The 20,322-nt window shown below is 62.5% G+C and carries 18 protein-coding genes, 1 tRNA gene and 1 riboswitch; of the genes, 11 read left to right on the top strand and 8 right to left on the bottom strand.

Translation table 11 applies throughout. The features are described from left to right. Window positions 1-82: 82 nt before the first annotated feature. Window positions 83-592, bottom strand: a complete 510-nt coding sequence (locus tag AC1RLZ_RS21705; RefSeq protein WP_371422276.1) for a GcrA family cell cycle regulator — start codon at window positions 590-592, stop codon at window positions 83-85. A gap of 446 nt (window positions 593-1,038) precedes the next feature. Here AC1RLZ_RS21705 and AC1RLZ_RS21700 point away from each other — a divergent pair, with 446 nt between their 5' ends. From AC1RLZ_RS21700 to AC1RLZ_RS21690, 3 genes are all read left to right on the top strand, one after another. Then, the gene (locus tag AC1RLZ_RS21700; RefSeq protein WP_493190276.1) at window positions 1,039-2,277 is read left to right on the top strand and encodes an aspartate aminotransferase family protein; all 1,239 of its coding nucleotides are present in this window, start codon (window positions 1,039-1,041) and stop codon (window positions 2,275-2,277) included. Then, the gene (gene argF, locus AC1RLZ_RS21695) at window positions 2,277-3,215 is read left to right on the top strand and encodes an ornithine carbamoyltransferase (protein ID WP_493190275.1); all 939 of its coding nucleotides are present in this window, start codon (window positions 2,277-2,279) and stop codon (window positions 3,213-3,215) included. The genes AC1RLZ_RS21700 and argF overlap by 1 nt, the downstream gene beginning before the upstream one ends. Window positions 3,216-3,390: 175 nt before the next feature. Beyond that, the gene (locus tag AC1RLZ_RS21690) at window positions 3,391-4,389 is read left to right on the top strand and encodes an Hsp33 family molecular chaperone (RefSeq protein ID WP_371422279.1); all 999 of its coding nucleotides are present in this window, start codon (window positions 3,391-3,393) and stop codon (window positions 4,387-4,389) included. Between the two features lie 1,069 nt (window positions 4,390-5,458). Here the strand turns inward: AC1RLZ_RS21690 and apaG are convergent. Beyond that, window positions 5,459-5,851: a Co2+/Mg2+ efflux protein ApaG gene (gene apaG / locus AC1RLZ_RS21685; RefSeq protein ID WP_371425593.1), complete on the bottom strand. Its 393-nt coding sequence runs from the start codon at window positions 5,849-5,851 to the stop codon at window positions 5,459-5,461. A gap of 246 nt (window positions 5,852-6,097) precedes the next feature. On the opposite strand from apaG, the gene AC1RLZ_RS21680 reads away from it, so the two are divergent. Genes AC1RLZ_RS21680 through AC1RLZ_RS21670 form a run of 3 tightly spaced genes read left to right on the top strand, consistent with a single transcriptional unit; the run spans window position 6,098 to window position 9,080 of the window. Next, complete coding sequence (locus tag AC1RLZ_RS21680; protein WP_493190274.1) at window positions 6,098-7,354, top strand: OpgC domain-containing protein; 1,257 nt, start codon at window positions 6,098-6,100, stop codon at window positions 7,352-7,354. Continuing rightward, window positions 7,351-8,109: an SGNH/GDSL hydrolase family protein gene (locus tag AC1RLZ_RS21675; RefSeq protein WP_493190273.1), complete on the top strand. Its 759-nt coding sequence runs from the start codon at window positions 7,351-7,353 to the stop codon at window positions 8,107-8,109. The genes AC1RLZ_RS21680 and AC1RLZ_RS21675 overlap by 4 nt, the downstream gene beginning before the upstream one ends. Then, on the top strand, window positions 8,109-9,080 hold the full coding sequence (locus AC1RLZ_RS21670; protein ID WP_493190272.1) for an SGNH/GDSL hydrolase family protein: 972 nt from the start codon (window positions 8,109-8,111) through the stop codon (window positions 9,078-9,080). Before AC1RLZ_RS21675 ends, AC1RLZ_RS21670 begins: the two co-directional genes overlap by 1 nt. A 46-nt stretch (window positions 9,081-9,126) precedes the next feature. Here AC1RLZ_RS21670 and AC1RLZ_RS21665 read toward each other — a convergent pair whose 3' ends face one another. Further along, window positions 9,127-10,308, bottom strand: coding sequence for an O-succinylhomoserine sulfhydrylase (locus tag AC1RLZ_RS21665; protein WP_493190271.1), 1,182 nt, complete (start codon window positions 10,306-10,308; stop codon window positions 9,127-9,129). Between the two features lie 84 nt (window positions 10,309-10,392). Beyond that, a riboswitch (SAM riboswitch) is annotated at window positions 10,393-10,472 on the bottom strand. Between the two features lie 107 nt (window positions 10,473-10,579). On the opposite strand from AC1RLZ_RS21665, the gene AC1RLZ_RS21660 reads away from it, so the two are divergent. Further along, the gene (locus tag AC1RLZ_RS21660; protein ID WP_493190270.1) at window positions 10,580-11,686 is read left to right on the top strand and encodes a 2'-deoxycytidine 5'-triphosphate deaminase; all 1,107 of its coding nucleotides are present in this window, start codon (window positions 10,580-10,582) and stop codon (window positions 11,684-11,686) included. A 91-nt stretch (window positions 11,687-11,777) separates the two neighbouring features. On the opposite strand, the gene AC1RLZ_RS21655 is transcribed toward AC1RLZ_RS21660, so the two are convergent. Then, entirely contained in the window at window positions 11,778-12,434 is a 657-nt protein-coding gene (locus AC1RLZ_RS21655) for an outer membrane protein (protein ID WP_493190269.1), read from the bottom strand. Window positions 12,435-12,655: 221 nt separating this feature from the next. After that, entirely contained in the window at window positions 12,656-13,516 is an 861-nt protein-coding gene (locus AC1RLZ_RS21650) for an SDR family oxidoreductase (RefSeq protein ID WP_493190291.1), read from the bottom strand. A 158-nt stretch (window positions 13,517-13,674) separates the two neighbouring features. On the opposite strand from AC1RLZ_RS21650, the gene garD reads away from it, so the two are divergent. The 3 genes from garD (at window position 13,675) to AC1RLZ_RS21635 (ending at window position 18,097) form a co-directional block, all read left to right on the top strand. Beyond that, window positions 13,675-15,219: a galactarate dehydratase gene (garD, locus tag AC1RLZ_RS21645; protein WP_493190268.1), complete on the top strand. Its 1,545-nt coding sequence runs from the start codon at window positions 13,675-13,677 to the stop codon at window positions 15,217-15,219. Between the two features lie 252 nt (window positions 15,220-15,471). Further along, window positions 15,472-16,521 (top strand): hypothetical protein, encoded by a 1,050-nt coding sequence (locus AC1RLZ_RS21640; RefSeq protein ID WP_493190267.1) that lies wholly within the window; start codon window positions 15,472-15,474, stop codon window positions 16,519-16,521. A 130-nt stretch (window positions 16,522-16,651) separates the two neighbouring features. Continuing rightward, window positions 16,652-18,097 carry an MATE family efflux transporter gene (locus AC1RLZ_RS21635; RefSeq protein ID WP_493190266.1) on the top strand — a complete coding sequence of 482 codons (1,446 nt, stop codon included), beginning with the start codon at window positions 16,652-16,654 and terminating at the stop codon, window positions 18,095-18,097. A gap of 60 nt (window positions 18,098-18,157) precedes the next feature. On the opposite strand, the gene AC1RLZ_RS21630 is transcribed toward AC1RLZ_RS21635, so the two are convergent. The 3 genes from AC1RLZ_RS21630 to AC1RLZ_RS21620 are packed head-to-tail and all read right to left on the bottom strand — an operon-like array spanning window position 18,158 to window position 20,025. Continuing rightward, complete coding sequence (locus tag AC1RLZ_RS21630) at window positions 18,158-18,559, bottom strand: SRPBCC family protein (protein ID WP_493190265.1); 402 nt, start codon at window positions 18,557-18,559, stop codon at window positions 18,158-18,160. A gap of 35 nt (window positions 18,560-18,594) precedes the next feature. Next, window positions 18,595-19,437, bottom strand: a complete 843-nt coding sequence (locus AC1RLZ_RS21625; RefSeq protein WP_493190264.1) for a helix-turn-helix domain-containing protein — start codon at window positions 19,435-19,437, stop codon at window positions 18,595-18,597. Window positions 19,438-19,446: 9 nt separating this feature from the next. Next, complete coding sequence (locus AC1RLZ_RS21620; protein ID WP_493190263.1) at window positions 19,447-20,025, bottom strand: methylated-DNA--[protein]-cysteine S-methyltransferase; 579 nt, start codon at window positions 20,023-20,025, stop codon at window positions 19,447-19,449. A 168-nt stretch (window positions 20,026-20,193) separates the two neighbouring features. Here AC1RLZ_RS21620 and AC1RLZ_RS21615 point away from each other — a divergent pair. After that, a tRNA-Gly gene (locus AC1RLZ_RS21615) sits at window positions 20,194-20,267 on the top strand. The last annotated feature ends 55 nt before the right edge of the window (window positions 20,268-20,322 follow it).

Here is a 20,322-nt window from a genome sequence, read left to right as displayed (position 1 = left end):
AGGCTTCGCTAGGCGAGGCAAGCAAGTGCCAAACGAAAAATGCCCGGCATCGCTGCCGGGCATTTGGCTTGATACGTCCAGTTCAGCGCGTCGGCTTCGGCACCGCGCGACGGCGGTCGCTGGCCGGCTGATAGGCGATGCGCGAGTGATGTGCGCAATAGGGAGCGCCGGCCAGCGCCTTGCCGCCGCAGAAGTAGAATTCGGGGCTCGACGGATCGCCGATCGGCCAATGGCACGTGGCTTCGTTGAGTTCGACCAGTGACAGGCGCTGGCTGATCGGCACGATATTGTCATAGGCGATCGGGTCGGGCTCGGCCTCGACTTCGTAATTATGGGCCAATGCCGTGTTGCCGCGGGCCATCGGGCGGGCGACGCGCACCATCTGCTGTGCCGGGCGCGCCTTGCGCTGCCGCGGAGCTGCCGAGGAGGGGCTCTTGGCGCGGCCGGACAGGCCGAGGCGGTGAACCTTGCCGATGACGGCGTTGCGGGTCACGTTACCGAGTTCCGCAGCGATCTGGCTGGCGGAGAGGCCGCCTTCCCAGAGTTTCTTCAACTGTTCGACGCGATCGTCGGTCCATGTCATTACCGTCATCGCCATTTTCCCTTCGTGAGCGCCAGCCTGACCGGGCAGCGCTGCGAGTTGAGACTTCAAAAATCCCTGCGGTCAGAATCCTTTAGCGCTCACCGGGCGCGAATTTCGCGTCCGGCTTTTACGCCGCACTGGATGTGTCAAAAGGATCTACCGCCGCACGAGATGTCGTATCCGACGAGGCAAAAGCTACAATATGCCGTGACTCACGCGCAAGAGTCGGGCATGCCGCGTCCACATGCTTCTGCAAACAAAGCAGCGAAATCGGCTTTTTCTGCGACTCCGTGTGACTCGAAAGCCGCAGTGCGCGGTTGACAGTCCTCGCAGCACACCTAGAATAATGCCCACGTGCCGCCCGAGAAGGGCGGCACGTTTCGTTTCTAGGGTCCGTTGTTCGATTTCGCACAGTTGTCATCGACGCGGACGCAGTCTTTTCGATCGGATCGGTTATGACCAACAACGCAACGTCCTCGCCCCTCTCTCAGGCTCACTTGCTGCCTGTTTTCGCGCGTGCGGATGTCGCTTTCGAGCGCGGTGAAGGCGCCTGGCTGATTGGAACCGATGGCGAGCGCTATCTCGATTTTACCAGCGGCGTTGCTGTCAACGCCCTCGGTCATGCCCATCCGCATATGGTTGCCGCGCTGCAGGAGCAGGCCACCAAGCTCTGGCACATGTCGAACCTGTTCAAGAGCCCGGACGGTGAGCGCCTCGCCGCCCGGCTGTGCGAACAGAGCTTTGCCGACTTCGTGTTCTTCGCCAATTCGGGCGCGGAAGCGATGGAATGCGCGATCAAGGTGACCCGGCACTATCATTTCTCCAAGGGCCATCCCGAGCGCACCCGCATCATCACCTTTGAAGGCGCGTTTCATGGCCGGACGCTCGGCACGCTGGCTGCGACCGGCGCCGCCAAATATCTCGAAGGCTATGGTGCGCCGCTCGACGGCTTCGACCAGTTGCCGCTTGGCGATATCGAAGCGGTGAAGAAGGCGATCGGTCCGAACACCGCCGGCATTCTTATCGAACCGCTGCAGGGCGAGGGCGGCGTGCGTGCGCCGAGCAACGCGTTCTTCGGCGCGCTGCGCGAGCTCTGCGACAAGAACGGCATCCTGCTGATCTTCGACGAAGTGCAGACCGGCATGGGCCGTACCGGCGAACTCTTCGCCTATCAGCGTATCGGTGTGACGCCGGATGTCATGTCGCTCGCAAAAGCGCTCGGCGGCGGTTTCCCGATCGGCGCGTGCCTTGTCACGGCGGAAGCGGCCGAAGGCATGGCGCCCGGCTCCCATGGTTCGACCTTTGGCGGCAATCCCCTGGCGGTGGCCGCGGCGAATTCCGTGCTCGATATCATGCTGAAGCCCGGCTTCTTCGACCATGTGAAGAAGATGTCGCTGCTGCTGAAACAGAAACTCGCGGGCGTCGTCGACAGCCATCCGGACGTGCTCAGCGAAGTGCGCGGCGAAGGTCTGCTGATCGGCCTCAAGGCGGTGGTGCCGGCGGGCGATCTCGTGGCCGCATTGCGCGATGCCAAGCTGCTGACCGTCGGCGCCGGCGACAACGTGGTGCGCTTCCTGCCGCCGCTGATCGTCAGCGAGTCCGAGATCGAGCAGGCCGTGCAGCGGCTGGAACAGGCATGCGTGGCGCTCGGCTCATCCGCCAGGACATCTGCAAAGACGCAGGGAGCCGCGTGATGAGTACGTCACCGCGGCATTTCCTCGATCTCACGGCCGTACCGGCCAGTGAGTTGCGCAACATCATGAATGCAGCCGCCGCCATGAAGGCGAGGCTGAAGGGCCGGGACGGCTCCAATGCCGAGCCCGATCGTCCGCTCAAGAACAAGACGCTGGCGATGATCTTCGAGAAGCCCTCGACGCGCACCCGTGTGTCGTTCGAGGTCGGCATGCGCCAGCTCGGCGGCGAGGTCGTGATGCTCACCGGCGCAGAAATGCAGCTCGGTCGCGGCGAGACCATTGCCGATACCGCGCGCGTGCTGTCGCGCTTTGTCGACATCATCATGATCCGCATTCTCAATCATGACTCGCTGATGGAACTCGCGGAAAATGCGACGGTGCCGGTCATCAACGGCCTGACGCGTTTCTCGCATCCCTGCCAGGTGATGGCGGATGTGATGACCTATGAGGAGCATCGCGGCCCGATCAAGGGACGCACCGTGGCCTGGACCGGCGACGACAACAACGTGCTGATGTCCTGGGCCCATGCGGCCGAGCGCTTCCAGTTCAAGCTCAACATCGCGACGCCGCCGCAACTGTCGCCGAAGAAGCCGTTCAAGGACTGGGTCAAGGCGACCGGTGCGCCGATCACCTTCAGCGATGATCCCGATGCGATGGTGAAGGGCGTCGACTGCGTCGTCACCGACACCTGGGTGTCGATGGGCGACAAGGACGGCGAGACCCGCCACAACCTGCTGAAACCCTATCAGGTCAATGCGCGCCTGATGTCGCTGGCCAAACCCGATGCACTGTTCATGCATTGCCTGCCCGCCCATCGCGGCGACGAAGTCACCGACGAGGTGATCGACGGACCGCAATCGGTGGTGTTCGACGAGGCCGAAAACCGTCTGCATGCGCAGAAGGGCATTCTGGCCTGGTGCCTGCGCGCGGTGGCGTGAGGCGTATCGACTTTATCGCCCAAGACCTCCGTCATGCCCGGCCCTGTGCCGGGCATCCCCGTCTTGGTACCTTGCAAAGGCGTGGATGGCTGGGACAGGCGCGGCCATGACGAGCAGATATTTCCCGGTTCCCTGCACCTTTCACTTGCGGCCCTCCGACCCCAAATAGAGCGTCATGACCCCATCAGATCCAAATCTTGAGCCCGACGCCCCCATTCGCGCGCCGTCTTCCGTTCCGGTCGATGACGCGGTGCTGCCTTTTGAGGTCGCGCCGCTCGATCTGCGCGGGCGGCTGACCCGGCTTGGCCCTGCGCTCGATGAGCTGCTCGCCAAGCATGATTATCCCGCGCCGGTGGCCAAGCTGCTCGGCGAGGCGATCGTGCTCACGACACTGCTTGGCTCGGCGCTGAAATTCGACGGCCGTTTCATCCTGCAGACCCAGACCGACGGTCCGGTGTCGCTGATGATCGTCGACTTCCGCGCCCCGGATAAAATGCGCGCCTATGCGCGGTTCGATGCCGAGCGCCTGCTGCCCGGTCTTGGCACCGCGGCACTGCTCGGCAAGGGCCATCTGGCGATGACCGTCGATCAGGGCCCTGACATGAGCCGTTATCAGGGTATGGTCGCGCTGGACGGCGGTACGCTGGAAGATGCCGCGCATGAATACTTCCTGCGTTCCGAGCAGATCCCCACCAAGGTGCGTCTCGCCGTCGGCGAGGAGTGGCGCAGCGGTGAGGAGGGGGGGCCGAAACATCGCTGGCGCGCCGGCGGCATGCTGCTGCAGTTCCTGCCGAAGGCGCCGGAGCGCGTGCAGCGCGATCTCCATGCCGGCGACGTGCCGGACGGCGTGAGCGCCGATGCGGTGCCGGAAGATGACGCCTGGGTCGAAGGTCAGTCGCTGATCGGGACGGTCGAGGATGTGGAACTGATCGATCCCGATCTGTCCGGCGAACGGCTGCTGTATCGCCTGTTTCACGAGCGCGGAGTTCGCGTGTTCGCGCCCTCTCCGCTGCGCGCGGAGTGTTCCTGCTCGCGCGATGCCGTGTCCGGCATGCTCAAGAGCTTCGAGCCGCAGGACCGCGCCGACATGGTCAAGGACGACAAGGTCGTCGTGACCTGCGAATTCTGTTCGTCGGTCTACGAGTTCACACCGCAGGAAGCGGGCGTGGAATAGGGCGCCCGCCCGCGTCACGCCCGCTGTCATTCCCAGCCACTTCGCTTGGCAAGCTTGTCATTCTCCGCCACTCCAAGTGGAGTGGCGGAGGTTCGCCTGCGCGAAGGCGCGCAGTCGCCCTCAGGCAAACCAATTGGTTTGCCTGAGAATGACAGAGTGAGGCCCCCAAACATTTTTTCCTATTTCTATTGACAGCATCCCTATCTTGATTATTTTCCCTATCGTCCTGCCCCATCGAGAGGGGCGATCGCGATCGTCACGATTGCGGGGCGGGAGGCGGTGGACGCCGGAGATGCGGCGTCACGGGATATGTGGGTACCGGCTGCCTGCGGGCAGGCCGCATCGTCTGTGGTCAGGATACCACTGGGACAGGCGGCGCGGCCTGGTTGCGGATGGAACGGGCCCGCCGATCAAGTGACGGACGACCAGATTCGAAACGCGTCCGGCCCAAGAGCTTGTGCTCCCCCGGCCCTGTCGCGCAGGGCCAAACAAGGGTGACCTTGATCGGTTGCTTGGGCAAGCATTCAGCAAGCCGAAAAAACACCGCAGGCGGAACGTCGGGCAATCGCCCGTGCTTCCGAAAGTCCTGATGCATATAATTGCGGAAGACCGCATCGGCATCAGGCCCAGGGGTGCATCGGGCACCCGGCGTTCCGCACGCCCTCTCGCAAGGGGGCGGGAATGCAAGCGACGACGGCGCCCCCGCGCCGCAAACAACAGGGGCGATGACGCATGTCTGAAGGGTGTTGTTGTCTGAAGAACAGTGGCTGTTTGACAGTTGAATCGGATGAGGCCGTAGGATGGGTAGAGCGTCTTCGCGAAACCCATCAATCACACAAGCTCAGAAAGTGATGGGTTTCGCTGCGCTCTACCCATCCTACGCTGTGCACCGTCATGCCCGGCAACGCAGAAGCAAGCCCGGCCATGACGAATGAGAGCGTTACGCAAGATCGTAGGATGGGGTGAGCGCAGGCGCAGCACGCCGGAGCGAAACCCATCAACTATACGAAGAAAGCGATGGGTTTCGCTTCGCTCTACCCATCCTACATTTCTACATTTCGGCGGTCGCCTAATTCAGCACGCGCTTCCCGTCCGGTCCGTCCAGCGAGAACAGCGGCACGTCGATCTCGAACGGCTCGCCGGTATCGGTCACCATCTGATAGGTGCCTTCCATGAAGCCGGACGCCGTCGGCAGCGGTACGCCCGAGGTGTATTCGAAGCGCTCGCCGGGGCCGAGCACGGGCTGTTCGCCGACCACGCCTTCGCCGCGCACTTCCTGCATGCGGCCGGACGCATCGGTGATGATCCAGTGGCGGGTCTTCAGCTGCACGGTCTCTTGACCGGCATTGGTGATGACGACCGTATAGGACCAGAAGAACTGTCGTTTTTCCTGCGACGAGCGTTCCGGCATGAAATTCGGTTCGACGGTGACTTCAATCTGTCGTGTGATGGCGCGGTACATGGCGGTGTCATCGTCCAAAATGTGTTGCAAGCATAGCGAAAAACACATCGCCGGCCAAATCCAGGGAATTTCGGCGGGGAGTTCGGCGCCAAACGGCGGCGGACCATCGCGGTTTCAACATAGTTCCCGCATAATCGATCCGTGATTTGGTTATGACGTGACGGATCGCCCCATGCAAATGGCCTGCAGACTATGTGGGACGGTCGATTTTTCCATCATGCGATGCCTTCCGTTGAACGGTGCTGAATGACCTCTGTTGCCGATCCGATCGCTGGCCAGCCGCACGCAGATGCGCCTTCGCACGTGTCCGCGGCGCGCGCATCCACGCGTACGGACGCTGCGTCGTTTCCCGTTGCCGGCACCGAGCGCGAATTGCGTCTCGACCTGTTTCGCGGACTGGCCCTGTGGCTGATCTTCATCGATCACCTGCCGCCGAATATCCTGACCTGGCTCACGATCCGTAATTACGGCTTCAGCGACGCCACCGAGATCTTCATCTTCATCTCTGGTTACACTGCTGCCTTCGTCTATGGCCGCGCGATGCTGGAGCAGGGCACGCTGGTGGCCAGCGCGCGCATCTTCAAGCGGGTCTGGCAGATCTATGTCGCCCACGTCTTCCTGTTCACGATCTTCCTCGCGGAAATCTCCTATGTCGCAACGCGCTTCGAGAACCCGCTTTATTCCGAGGAAATGGGAATCCTCGATTTTCTCAAACAGCCCGATGTGACCATCGTCCAGGCGCTGCTGCTGAAATTTCGCCCGGTGAACATGGACGTGTTGCCGCTCTATATCGTTCTCATGCTGTTCCTGCCGCTGATCCTCTGGCTGATGCAGCGCCGCGCCGATCTCACGCTGGCGCTGTCGGTCGGTCTCTACGTGCTGACCTGGGAATTCGACCTGCATCTGGCGGCCTATCCGAATGGCGTCTGGGCCTTCAACCCGTTCGCATGGCAATTGCTGTTCGTGTTCGGCGCCTGGTGCGCGCTGGGCGGCGCCAGACGGATGTCGCGCATTCTGTCCTCGAACATCACGCTGTGGCTCTGCGTGGCCTATCTGCTGGCGGCGTTCTGGGTGACGCTGACCTGGTACATTCCGCAGATTCACCATCTGCTGCCGAAGATCATCGAGCAGTGGATGTATCCGATCAACAAGACCGATCTCGATGTGCTGCGCTTCGCCCACTTCCTGGCGCTGGCGGCGCTCACCGTCCGGTTCCTGCCGAAAGACTGGCCGGGGCTGAAATCGATCTGGCTGCGGCCGATGGTACTGTGCGGCCAGCACTCCCTCGAAATCTTCTGTATCGGGGTATTCCTGGCCTTTGCCGGCCATTTCGTGCTGGCTGAGGTCGCCGGCGGAGCTGGCATGCACGCCCTGATCAGCTTTCTCGGCATTGTTGTCATGTCAACCGCCGCATGGGTATTTTCGTGGTACAAGGGTGTCGCTGTCAAAGGCGGGTCCCGCGCCAAACGATCCGACGCGGATCTCGCAGGAGGGGAAGCATGAAGGCCGTTCTTCGGCTCACGATGCTGGCTTGCCTGCTGGTGGCGGTTCCTGTCCGGGCCGAACCGCCTGCGCAGACCTGTGAGGTTCCGGCTTATCTCCTGACATCCGAAAGTCCGCTGCCCAAGGTCGAGGCTGCGGCCAAACCGGGCGAAAAGCTCGATATTCTGGTCATTGGCAGCCGATCCTCTGTGATCGGGGTCTCCGACCACTCCGCGGCCTATCCGAGCCGCCTACAGACCTATCTCAAGGAGAAGTTGCCGGGCGTCGAGGTGAACGTGGCGCTGGAGCTGCAGGTCAAGAAGACCGCTGAAGAAATGGTCCCCACCCTGGAACAGCTGGTGACGGACAAGAAGCCGAACCTGGTGATCTGGCAGACCGGAACCGTGGATGCCATGAAACAGGCCGACGCCGAGGACTTCCGGAACGCCCTGGATGAGGGCGTCGCGGCCATGCAAAAGGCGGGAACTGACGTCATTTTAATGAATCTGCAGTATAGTCCGCGCACGGAGACGATGATTTCGGGCTCCGCCTACCTAGATAATATGCGTGTGGTGGCGCAGCAGCACGACGTCCCGCTGTTCGACCGTTTCGCCATTATGCGGCACTGGAATGAGAGCGGTGATTTCGACCTGTTCAGTCCCTCGCCCGGCATGGATCTGGCCAAGCGGGTGCATGATTGTCTTGGCCGGGCGCTTTCGACCTTTGTCGTCGATGCGGCCAAGATCAAAGCCGCGGATTTGAGGATTCAGCGTTAATGAGTTTCGTTGGTTATTTGTCTCGCCTTGCCGTCGTCGCTGCCTGTGTTGCCTCTACGACCTTCGCATTCCCCCTCTCGTCGTCCGTCGCTCGCGCGGATACGGCGCAGGCAGCGCCATTTGATGGCAAGACCGCCGAACAGACTGCCGTTGCGACCGATCCCGCAGATGCCGCAAAGAAGGGCGTCGCTGCGAAGGCTATCGACAAGGTCAAGGAAGTCGCGAAGTCCGCCACTGATATTCTGAGCCGCGTGCCGTGCCGCGCGCCGAAGGGCGGTATGAAGGCGATGGGCGCATTGCCGCATGTCGCCAGCAAGCTCGCCGCCGGCAAGCCGGTTGTCATCGTCGCCTTCGGCTCATCCTCCACTCAGGGCTGGGGATCGACCGCGCCGGAGTTCACTTATCCGAACCGTCTCGCTGCGCAGCTGCATCGCGCTTATCCCGGTGCCGACATTGCTGTGCTCAATCGTGGCAAGGGCGGTGAGGATGCGCCGGAAATGATGGCGCGGCTGCAGAACGAGGTGATCAATGCCAAGCCGGATCTCGTGATCTGGCAGGTCGGTACCAATGCCGTGCTGCGTAATCTCGATCCGGCCGAGACCGGCAAGATGATCGAGGATGGCGTCGGCCGGATTCAGGCCGCGGGCTCCGACGTGGTGCTGGTCGATCCGCAATACTCGCCAGCGACGACATCCAAGCCGGAAGGCACCGGCAAGATGTTATCGCTGATGCACAAGGTCGCCGAGTTGCGCAAAGTTGGAATCTTTCCGCGCTTTGAAGTGATGAAGGAATGGCACGAGAGCCAGCAGATGGCGTTCGACAGTTTCGTTATTTCCGACGGCCTGCACATGAACGACTGGGGCTACGCGTGCTTCGCGCAACTGCTGGGCGATAACATCATCAAGTCGGTCGGTCAGGTGAAGCTCGGCATCAACGAGCCCCAGATACAGCAGGCGCAGAAGCCGCTGTAATAGTGCGGCCGACGTTTCGCCGGCCGCAGCTTTCAATACCGGTCGATCAAGCCTTGGCCAGCGCCGCTTCGAGATCCTCGATCAGATCGTCGCGATGCTCGAGGCCGGCCGAGAAGCGGACGAACCCTTCGGTGATCCCGAGTTCGAGACGCGCCTCCAGCGGCAGACGCTGATGCGTCGTCGTCGCCGGATGCGTCACGAGGCTCTTGGCATCGCCGAGATTGTTGGAGATCCGCGCGACCTTCAGTTCGTTGAGGAGGCGGAACGCGCCGGCCTTGCCGCCCTTCACCTCGAAGCCGATCAGCGTTGAGCCCGCACGCATCTGCTTCTTCACCGTTGCCGCCTGCGGATGATCCTCGCGGCCCGGATAGATCAGCCGTGAGATCTTCGGATGCTGCGCCAGCACGTCGGCAATCGCCGCCGCAGTCTGCGTCTGCCGCTCGACGCGGATCGCCAGCGTCTCCAGTCCCTTCACCAGTGTCCACGCATTGAACGGCGAGATCGAGGGGCCGGTCTGGCGCAGATAGTTGTGAATGTGCTCGTCGATAAAGTCCTTCGACGACAGGATGATGCCGCCGAGGCAGCGTCCCTGACCATCGATATGCTTGGTCGCCGAGTACACCACGACATCTGCACCGAGCGCCAGCGGGCTCTGCCAGAGCGGGGTCGCGAACACGTTGTCGACGATCAGTCGCGCGCCGCCCGTATGGGCGATCTTGGCGATGGCCGATATGTCGAGCACGTCGAGCGTCGGATTGGTCGGGCTCTCCAGGAAGAGCGACTTGGTGTTCGGCCGCATCGCCTTCTGCCACTGGTCGAGGTCGAGGCCGTCGACCAGGGTGAATTCGATGCCATAGCGCGGCAACAGTTCCTCGATGACGTAGCGACATGATCCGAACAGCGCCTTGGCGGCGACGACGTGATCACCCTTGCGCAGCGGCGCCAGGATGGCGGTGGTCACGGCGGCCATGCCGGTCGCGGTAGCGCGCGCGGCCTCCGCACCCTCGAGATCGATCATGCGGTTCTCGAACATCGACGTGTTCGGGTTCGAGAAGCGCGAATAGATGAAGCCGGGGTCTTCGCCCTTGAACCGTGCCTCGCAGGCCTCAGCGGTCTCGTAGATGAAGCCCTGCGTCAGGAAGAGGGCTTCGGAGGTTTCGTTGTATTGCGAGCGCAGTGCACTGGAATGAACGAGGCGGGTTTCGGGGCGATAGGACTTCTCAGACATGTGACCTCCAACGTACCCGCGTGACGCGGGCACAAAAAAAACCGGCCTGGACGGACGTCCTCAGGCCGGGATCGCATGCTGGAAGGACATGTGTCCCCGGCCTGTTTAGCGACTTATTTTACGTGGCTGCAAGCCGGCCGGCTCAAATCACCACGGGATAACGATGTGCATATTCCCGCTTGCCCTTTTCGTCAAGGCGGGGCTGAGATAACCGGTAAAGTCGCGATTTTTCAGTGTATTCTCGCTGAAAGACGACCGAAGGACGAGACCAGTGCCGTTTACGCTTGCCCCCGATGCCGATGGAATTCTGCCTGACCGCATGATTGCGGCGATGGCCGATGCCGGCCTGATCCTGCCGGAATATCCCTTCGTCGAGAGCCAGATTCAGCCCGCCAGTCTCGATCTGCGGCTCGGCTCCGTCGCCTATCGCGTACGCGCAAGCTTCCTGCCGGGACCGAATTCGACGGTCGCCGAGCGCATTGATGAGCTGAAGCTGCACGAGATCGACCTGTCGGATGGCGCGGTGCTGGAAACCAACTGCGTCTACATCGTCCCGTTGATCGAAAGCCTGGCGCTGCCGCCGAACATCTTCGCCGCCGCCAATCCGAAGAGCTCCACGGGACGCCTCGACGTGTTCACCCGCGTCATCGCCGACGGCACGCGCCGCTTCGACGTCATCGGCGCCGGTTATCACGGCCCGCTCTATGCCGAGATCAGCCCGAAGACATTTCCGGTCCTGCTGCGCGAAGGCTCGCGTCTGTCGCAGGTTCGCTTCCGCGTCGGCGATGCGGTGCTCGATACCGAAGCGCTGGAAGAACTCCACGCGCAGGAGCCGCTGGTCGACAGCGAGACGGCCGATCTCAACAACGGCCTCGCGCTCTCGGTTGATCTCTCAGGCGAAAACGCCTCCGGCTTCGTCGGCTACCGCGCCAAGCGTCATACCGGTGTAGTCGATATCGATCGCCGCGGTGGCTACAGCGTCGATGAATTCTGGGAGCCGATCTCGGCGCGCAAGGACGGCACGCTGATCCTCGATCCCGGCGAGTTCTACATTCTCGCCTCCAAGGAAGCGGTGCAGGTGCCGCCGGATTACGCCGCGGAAATGGTGCCGTTCGATCCGCTGGTTGGCGAATTCCGCGTGCATTATGCGGGCTTTTTCGATCCGGGCTTCGGCCATGACGGCGCCGGCGGCAAGGGCTCGCGCGCGGTGCTCGAAGTGCGCTCGCGCGAAGTGCCGTTCATTCTCGAACACGGCCAGATCGTCGGGCGCCTCGTCTATGAGCGCATGCTGGACCGGCCGGACTCACTCTACGGCCAGCGCATCGGCTCGAATTATCAGGGCCAGAGCCTGAAACTCTCGAAGCACTTCAAGGTCTGATCGCTCGCCGCCTGAGCAAGCAAGAAAAAGGCCCGCATCGCTGCGGGCCTAAGTTTTTTCTGGAGACTAAGTAGACGATAGATCGTCAGGCTTACTGAACGAAGCCTGCGCCGAAGTTGCCCAGGTTGAAGCGGTAGTTCAGGCCAGCCTTGATCGTGTGCTCGTCGTTCTTGAAACCACCAACGGCGCGGGTCGGCGTGAGGAAGGTGACGTCGCCGAAGTCGTAATACTGATATTCGACCTTGCCCGACCAGTTCTGGGTGAACAGGTATTCGAGACCGCCACCGACAGTGTAGCCATCGCGACCGCCGTCGCCGCCGAAGCCATTGGTGAAGCGCGAGTCAGCCCAGGCGTAACCGCCCTTGGCGTACAGCAGGGCCGGACCCCAGGTGTAGCCGAGACGGCCGGTGACCGAACCGAGGCCACGATTGTCGAAGTTGCTGTTGGTGTCCTTGAAGCTGTAATTGGCTTCCAGACCGAATACCCAGTTCGGCGCGAACTGGTAGTCGTAACCACCCTGCACACCGCCCATGAACGTGCCGTCGCGGTTGCCGATCAGTGCGTTGTCTTCACCCGGGAACGCGCCGCCGACGTGACCACCGATGTAGAAACCGGTCCAGTTGTAGATCGGGGCGGGAACGTAGGCCGGAGCCTTGGTGTAGGGACGCGCAGCCAGGTCAGCAGCGGATGCCGGAGCAGCCAAAGCGACGAGAGCGAGAGCTGCGGTGGAGAGTAGAATCTTCTTCATTACGTGTTCCTTCTCAATCCCAACGGGGATGACGAAGGTAACCTAGACTATTGCGCGGGGATTGCTGTCACACGCATGCAACAGCGCCTCAAACGAAAAAGGCAAATTCGGGGGCGATGTCGTGCTTATGACACAGCATTGCCTTTTTTGTTTTTGGAACCTTTCTGCATCGACATTTTCGTGTGCACAGAAATAATGAACGCAATTTTCATAAATTGATGTCAGTCGCGAAAACGCAACGCTGCAACCAGCGCCGCGAGGCCTTCGCGATAGGTCGGGAATGCGAGCTTCACGCCGAGCTCGCGTTTCAGCCGCGCATTCGAGATGCGGTTATTGCTGGCATAGAAGCTGCGAGCCATCGGGCTCATCTCGGCTGTTGCGAAGTCCTGCTCGGGCGGCGGCGCGATACCCATCAGTGCGGCGGCATAAGTGACGACGTCCTGCGGCGGCGCCGGCTCGTCGTCGCAAAGATTAAAGATGCCAGTCTGCGGATGTTTGAATGCCATCGCGATTGCCGTCGCGATGTCGTCCACATGAATGCGGTTGAAAACCTGGCCCGGCTTGACGATGCGATGGGCCGTGCCGGCCTTGAGATTTTCCAGCGCATTGCGGCCGGGACCATAGATGCCGGCGATGCGCAGGATCGTGGTGCGATGGCCGGCAGCGGCAAGCCAGGCGTCTTCGGCATCGATCCGCGCCTTGCGCCGGCCTTCGCCGGAGACCGGGGCAGTCTCGTCGATCCAGGCACCCTGATGATCGCCGTAAACCCCGACACTGGAGAGATAGATGATGCGCCGGATGCCGCTGGCGACGATCTGCGAGCCGAACGCTTGCAACACGGGATCGCCATCCGCGCCGGGCGGGATCGAGACGAGCAGTGCATCGGCATTTGCGAGGCGATCGGCAATGGCCGGATCGGTGATCTCCGGGTTAAAGACGAGCGTCTCTACATTGCGGGCTGGCGCCAAGGCAGCCGTCTTTCCGGTTGCGCGGACCGTGCCGGCAATCGCGGTGAACTGATCGCCATGGCTGGCGATGAACCGGTTTGCGCTGTAGCCGAGCCCGAATACGAAAAGACGCACGTTCATTCCATTTCTGCATGGATCGGGCGCAAAGCCCCTTCGAATGGCATCATTCGGGGCGCAGCGCGCGCCGGTCAAGTGCGCGACTTCGTCATCTTTTGTGCTAGTGCTTTCTGCGAGACCGGGACAATACCGGCAGATTTGGGAAGGACGAAGCGATGGCGACCACGCTGGCAGCAGACACATATGCGCCGCGCTACATCAAATTGAATGCGCGCGACAACGTCGCCATCATCGTCAATGATTTCGGACTGCCCGCGGGCACCATGATGACCGATGGTCTGGAGCTGCGCCACTTCGTGCCGCAGGGCCACAAGGTGGCGCTGGAAGATATCGCCAGGGACGCGCCGATCATCCGTTACGGTGAAATCATCGGTTATGCCGTGGATGCGATTTCCGCCGGCGAGTGGGTCGAGGAGGCGCGCATCCACATGCCGGATGCGCCGGATCTCGATAACCTCGAGATCGCCAATGCGGTTCCGGCACCGCAGCCGCCGCTGAACGATTACACATTCGAAGGTTTTCGCAATCGCGACGGCTCCGTCGGCGTGAAGAACATTCTCGCTATCAGCACGTCGGTGCAATGCGTCGCCGGCACACTCGAATTTGCGCTCAAGAAGATCAAGGCCGAGCTGCTGCCGCGCTATCCCAATGTCGATGACGTCGTCGCCGTCACCCATGGCTATGGCTGCGGTGTCGCCATCAATGCGCCGGATGCCTATATCCCGATCCGCACATTGCAGAATATCGCGCGCAATCCGAATTTCGGCGGCGAGGTGATGGTGGTCGGCCTCGGCTGCGAGAAGCTTGCGCCGGAGCGCTTGTTGCCGAAGGACGATCCCGCCAGCATGATGCGCCTGCAGGATGAGGGCAATCAGAGCTTTGGCGACATGGTGGATACCATCACCACCATGGCCGAGGCGCGGCTGAAGATCCTCAACCAGCGCAAGCGCGAAACCTGTCCGGCCTCCGATCTCGTGATCGGCCTGCAATGCGGCGGCAGCGACGCATTTTCCGGCGTGACCGCCAATCCGGCGCTCGGCTTTGCCAGCGACCTGCTGGTGCGCGCCGGCGCAACGGTGATGTTCTCCGAAGTCACCGAAGTGCGTGACGCCATCGAATTGTTGACCCGCCGCGCCGTCAACGAGGATGTCGGCCGCGCGCTGATACGCGAGATGGACTGGTACGATTCATATCTGGCGCGGGGCGGCGCCGATCGCAGCGCCAATACGACGCCCGGCAACAAGAAGGGCGGTCTTGCCAATATCGTCGAGAAGTCGCTGGGCTCGATCGTCAAGTCCGGCTCAAGTGCGATCACCGGCGTCATCGGCCCCGGCGAACGCGCGACGACCAAGGGACTGCTGTTCGCGGCAACACCGGCGAGTGATTTCGTCTGTGGCACGCTGCAGCTCGCCGCCGGCATGCAGATGCAGATATTCACTACGGGCCGCGGCACGCCCTACGGGCTGGCACAGGCGCCGGTGATCAAGGTCTCGACGCGCACCGAACTCGCAAAACGCTGGTCCGATCTGATCGATTTCGACGCCGGCCGCATTGCGTCAGGCGAGATGACCATCGAGGAAGCCGGCTGGGAGCTGTTCCAGCTGATCCTCGATGTCGCCAGCGGCCGCAAGCAGGTCTGGGCCGACAAATGGGGCCTGCACAACGATCTCGTGCTGTTCAATCCTGCGCCGGTGACGTGAGATTTTGGTTCGCGTAGATGAACGTCGTTGTAGTTGCAACTCCGTCATGCCCGGCCATGACGGAGTTCTATTTGGCTTGCACCAGAACGATGAGACAGACGGAAAGCAGGAATTTCTGGCACATGGAATGTCCTTGTGACTGAAACGATCTCATGCGGTCAATGCAGGAACGTTCGACCGCCCTGCACGAATTTCATGTGAAGCCGGAGTGATGCGCGGCTATGGTCCTTCCCAACAATCAGGGAAGAAACGATGACCAGACCAAGCACGGGCGACGAAACCACCTGGACGCGCTGGCGCAGCGTTGCCGATCTCTATCACGCCTATTTCACCGGCTTGATCCTGACAACGGTCACGCGCCGTGGCACCGCAGACGCCGCGGAGTTCATGTTTCGCATCTTCCGCCGGCAACAGCAGGAGCGCTTTCTCCCCGGCCTCGAGAAACTCGGCCTGTCGGGCCTGCCGCCTGCGGTCGCAGCGGCCCAGTATCACTATCTCTCGAACTGGATCGGCGGCGTATCGGTCGAGTACATGTATGAGAGCGATCGCAAGGCCTGGATCCGCTATCCGCCGCCGCGCTGGATCTGGCGCGGCACCGCGATCTGCGGCGTGCCCGGCGAAGTCTCCCGCGCGATGCTGCGTGGCTGGCACGCCAATAACGGCGTTTCGCTTGGCAATCCGCGCATGGGCTTCGTCTGCACCAAGCAGAGCGTCGATGGCCAGGACGGGCTCGAAGGCTATTACTACGAATATGACCACGACCTCGATATCGATCAGCGGCTGGTGTTCGCGCGGCACCTTGAAGCGCCGCTGTTCGATCCCGCCAGGGCGCCCGCGCTGCCGGTCGATAGCTGGCCGAAGGCGCGGCTCGAAAAGGCCTATCGCAACTACGCCATGGAATATGTGCGGACCGCAGCGCCTGTGGCGGTTCAACTGTTCGGTCCGGTCGATGCCGGTTATCTGCTGCATCTCACCGGCAAGCTGATCGGCATGCAGTATTTCGACGAGGTCTCCGCGGGCTTTGGCCTGCAGCGTGGCGACGCCAGGGTCTTCGCAGAATTTCTGGGCGCCTTGTTCGCAGCGCAGGATGATGTCGTGGAGATCGGCGCATCCGAAGGCGGGTTCGAAATCCGGCAGCAGAGCTGGAAGCTGATGGACGGCGTTGCCGACAACAATGCCGCCTGCGCGAAGGCATTGCAGGGGCTGGTCGAGGGCCTGGCGGCAGGCTGCGGCCGCAATATACCCGTCACGATGACGCCGGGGGCTGGCGGTGCGCTGCCGTTCATCTGGTCGATCGGCTAACGTCGACGCCCGCTGATACTGCAGTGCAAATCGAGCATCCCCCATGCGTGCGCCGCGCATGGCATTGTCCGTGATCGGTGCTAGGAACAGGGTTGTCCGGCAGGCAAGACCGGAAGCTCAGGGAGAATGCATGTCCGACGCCGTCGTCGCCGAACCCCGATTGGTCGATGCCGACAAGCAGCCGCTCCCGAGCCTGAAGGCACCCGCCAGGAATCCCCTGCTGGATCATCCCATTCTGCCGACCATCCTGCGGCTGGCCTGGCCCAATGTCGTTGCACTGACGGCCGGCACAGTCGTCGTCATTGCGGAGACCTCCTATATCGGCCGGCTCGGCACCGAAGCTCTCGCGGCGATGGCGCTGGTGTTTCCCTTCGTGATGCTGACCATGACCATGTCCGGCGGCGCCATGGGCGGTGGTGTGTCCTCGGCGATCGCGCGGGCGCTCGGTGCGGGCGACCGCGAGCGGGCCTCGACACTGGCCGGGCATGCACTGCTGATCGGCATCAGCCTCGGATTGGTCTTCACCGTTGGCATGCTGACATTCGGCCCGACATTGCTCGAAACCCTGGGCGGTCGCGGTAGCGTGCTGTCGCAGGCGGTCGGCTACATCACCATATTCTTTGCCGGCGGCGTGATCCCGTGGCTGATGAACACCTTCGCGGCGATCCTGCGCGGTACCGGCAATATGAAGCTGCCGTCGGCGATCACGCTGAACTCGGCCGTGTTGCAGATTATCCTCGGCGGCACGCTCGGTCTCGGACTTGGTCCTTTCCCGCAATTTGGCATGGCCGGCGTTGCGGCCGGCTCGCTGATCGCCTTCAGTGTCGGTGCCGCGATCATGGGGTGGTACGTCTTCTCGGGCCGCGCGCGGGTGCGGCCGACGCTCAACGGTTTCAAGATTCAGCGCGGCATGTTCTTCGACATTCTGAAAGTGGGCGCGATTGCCTGCTTCTCTCCGCTGCAGGGCGTGCTGACGCTGACGATCTTCACCCATATGCTGGCGCGGTTCGGCACCGAGGTGCTGGCCGGTTACGGTGTCGGCGCGCGTCTCGAATTCATGCTGACGACGCTGGCCTTTGCCGTTGGCGTCGCCTCGGTGCCTATTGTCGGCATGGCGATCGGCGCCGGCCGCGTTGCAAGGGCCCGGCGTGTGATGTGGACGGGAAGCCTGATCTCGTTCAGCGTCGTCGGTCTGCTCGGCACGCTGATTGCGTTTTTCCCCGACGCCTGGGTCAACCTGTTCACCAATGACGTGGGCGTCCGGCTGGCCAGCCAGCAATATCTCGCCACCTGTGCGCCGATGTATGCCTTTCTCGGTCTGGCGACGGTCACCTACTTCTCGTCGCAAGGTGCGGCGAAAGTGATCGGCCCGGTGCTGGCGCAAACCGCGCGGCTGGTCTTCGTTAGCGTCGGCGGCTGGTATCTGCTGTCGATCGATGCGTCGGCCATGAGCTTCTTCTGGCTGGCGGCGGCATCCATGGTGTTGCTGGGCCTGTTGTCGGCGCTGAGCGTACTGCTGACGTCATGGGCACCGAAAGCGGGACCGGTGCCGGAGATCCGGCCGGAGCTCGTCTGAGCAGCCACTCGCCGACGCGCTGCGGTGAATTCCACATCGCGCCGCCGCGTCGTGCCGTTGTCACGCCGCCGCTTTCCCGAACTGCTCCTGCATCGCTGCGAGGCCCAGGTCCATCTGGCTGCTCATATAAGGCGCGATCTCGTCCGGCAGCACGTCGGCCGTCCAGACGAACCGGCAGCGCGCGGGGCCCTCGGCAAACACCTGCGCGGACGCGCTATGCTGACTGATGCGTTCGCTGACAATGGCATAGACGAGGCGCCGTCGGTCGTGATCGCAGGTCACCAGTCTTTCGCGGGCGACGCTGCCGTTGGCGAAGGTCACAATACGGGCGTCGCCGTCGAGTTTGGTGTCGGTGACGAAGCCCGGTACCAGTCGCGTGGGCAGCGCGCCGAAATCGGCCAGCGCCGACCAGACCTCGTCGGCCGGTGCGTCGAGGAAAATCTCTTTGTGAATTGAAGCCATGATGTTCGTCCCGGTTGATTAGGACGGCAGGCTACTCAATGCACGGCCAGCCGTTCTTGGAAAATCTTGCGGTCGCCGCGCGAGGCCTGCCGAAATGCGCGGGGCGAGACGCCTGCGGCGCGGTGGAAGCTGCGGACGAAATTCGAGAGGTCGCCGAAGCCGACATCGAATGCGATGTCGGTGATGGCGCGGTCGTTCTCGGCCAGCAGGTTTGCAGCCCGCCGCAGTCGCGCGCGCACCAGATACTGGTGCGGTGTCACGCCAAGCACGTTCCCGAACAGCCGCAGGAAATGAAACGGGCTCAGCCCGGCCTGACGGGCGGCGGCATCGAGGTCGATCTCGTCGCTCGCATGCGCATCGATCCACAGCGCGGTCTCGACCGCGCGCCGTCGGTCCCGTGCGTTACCGCTCACTTGCTTGCGCGGTTTGTCCGCGACGACATCGACGAAACGTGCGGCAAAGGCATAACCGATCTCATCGAGCCCGAGGTCGCCATACGCTCCGGCGCTGGCCTGCGCGAGTTCGCCAAGCACCATTAGTTCGGCGCGCGGCGCGATGGCGCCCTGCTGCCAGATGGCCCGGGCATCACCGATGGTCTCGACCAGCTCGGGCGCGAACGCAAAGGACAGGCATTCGTCGCCGCAGCCATGATGCTCGTGATGGCAGGTATATTCGTCGCCGGGGTGCCCGATCAGCAGCGCGCCGGCGATCAGTTCGTGCGATTGCCCGCGGCAGCGGCAGCCGAAACTGCCCTTGCGGACATAGGAGATCGAATGGCTGGCGTGCTGTTCGGAAAACGGTTGGTCGCCCGGACCCGCCGTACAGCGATAGTCCGTGACGGTGATCCCGTTGCCCTGGAACAGCGTCGTCGCCTGCATCAGCCCAATTTAGCCCTGCGGACGCGGTGGGGCAACGGGCAGCAGGGCGTCGAACAGGGTGGTCGTCCGGCCGGCCAGAGCGCCCTCGATCGAGAGCAGCCGCGATTTGGTGACGATGCCGCCATTGCCGGCAAAGCCGCTGGTCTGACCCGCAACGGCCAGTGCACGGTGGCATGGTACGAGGATCGCAAACGGATTGCGCGCGATGGCTTGGCCGACTGAATAGACTGCGCCGCTGGCACCGAGCTTTGCTGCGATCTCGGCATGGGTACGGGTTTCGCCGCGCGGGATCATCCGGATCGCCTCATAGACGCGGCAATTGAATAGCGGCAGGCCGTCCATATCCACGGCGACGTCGAGGAGGTCGACGGCTTGGCCGCGCAGCAGCGTCACGATGCCCTCGATGGCGTAGTCGACATCGGCTGGTGGCCGCAACTCCCGCGCATCGGGAAATTGGTGCAGCAGGCGGCGCCGGGTCTCGATCTCGCGCGCTTCCGGCAACTGCACGCCGACAATACCGGCATCGCCCCATGCGATACCGCATCGGCCCACCGACGTGTCGAAGGTTGTGTATCCGTGCCCTGCCATCCCGCCGGCGATGTTAACACCGGAAGTAAGGCCGTCATCTGGAATCTGCCGCGCCGTTGCATCTGGGCGGCCGCCTCAGCGCGTGCAGCGCGACGAAACTGTAGCCGGCTGCCATCAAGCCGCTTGGCGGATCGCCCGGTCTCGGCTAGATCAGAGGCACGCGACGATGCGGGCGTAGTTCAATGGTAGAACGGCAGCTTCCCAAGCTGCATACGAGGGTTCGATTCCCTCCGCCCGCTCCAACCTTTTAACGACATAATATCATAGTCTTGCTGGATACTGGCTGGATGGATTGGT

This window comes from Tardiphaga sp. GW822-FHT04G09 (assembly GCF_058800725.1).
Note: the sequence above shows the minus strand (reverse complement) of the source record. Positions and strands in the feature narration are given on the sequence as shown.

Bases quoted from the DNA above. Each gene is read 5' to 3' on its own strand.
- AC1RLZ_RS21705 (WP_371422276.1), bottom strand. From the start codon at position 592: ATGACGGTAATGACATGGACCGACGATCGCGTCGAACAGTTGAAGAAA.
- AC1RLZ_RS21700 (WP_493190276.1), top strand. From the start codon at position 1,039: ATGACCAACAACGCAACGTCCTCGCCCCTCTCTCAGGCTCACTTGCTG.
- argF (WP_493190275.1), top strand. From the start codon at position 2,277: ATGAGTACGTCACCGCGGCATTTCCTCGATCTCACGGCCGTACCGGCC.
- AC1RLZ_RS21690 (WP_371422279.1), top strand. From the start codon at position 3,391: ATGACCCCATCAGATCCAAATCTTGAGCCCGACGCCCCCATTCGCGCG.
- apaG (WP_371425593.1), bottom strand. From the start codon at position 5,851: ATGTACCGCGCCATCACACGACAGATTGAAGTCACCGTCGAACCGAAT.
- AC1RLZ_RS21680 (WP_493190274.1), top strand. From the start codon at position 6,098: ATGACCTCTGTTGCCGATCCGATCGCTGGCCAGCCGCACGCAGATGCG.
- AC1RLZ_RS21675 (WP_493190273.1), top strand. From the start codon at position 7,351: ATGAAGGCCGTTCTTCGGCTCACGATGCTGGCTTGCCTGCTGGTGGCG.
- AC1RLZ_RS21670 (WP_493190272.1), top strand. From the start codon at position 8,109: ATGAGTTTCGTTGGTTATTTGTCTCGCCTTGCCGTCGTCGCTGCCTGT.
- AC1RLZ_RS21665 (WP_493190271.1), bottom strand. From the start codon at position 10,308: ATGTCTGAGAAGTCCTATCGCCCCGAAACCCGCCTCGTTCATTCCAGT.
- AC1RLZ_RS21655 (WP_493190269.1), bottom strand. From the start codon at position 12,434: ATGAAGAAGATTCTACTCTCCACCGCAGCTCTCGCTCTCGTCGCTTTG.
- garD (WP_493190268.1), top strand. From the start codon at position 13,675: ATGGCGACCACGCTGGCAGCAGACACATATGCGCCGCGCTACATCAAA.
- AC1RLZ_RS21640 (WP_493190267.1), top strand. From the start codon at position 15,472: ATGACCAGACCAAGCACGGGCGACGAAACCACCTGGACGCGCTGGCGC.
- AC1RLZ_RS21635 (WP_493190266.1), top strand. From the start codon at position 16,652: ATGTCCGACGCCGTCGTCGCCGAACCCCGATTGGTCGATGCCGACAAG.
- AC1RLZ_RS21630 (WP_493190265.1), bottom strand. From the start codon at position 18,559: ATGGCTTCAATTCACAAAGAGATTTTCCTCGACGCACCGGCCGACGAG.
- AC1RLZ_RS21625 (WP_493190264.1), bottom strand. From the start codon at position 19,437: ATGCAGGCGACGACGCTGTTCCAGGGCAACGGGATCACCGTCACGGAC.
- AC1RLZ_RS21620 (WP_493190263.1), bottom strand. From the start codon at position 20,025: ATGGCAGGGCACGGATACACAACCTTCGACACGTCGGTGGGCCGATGC.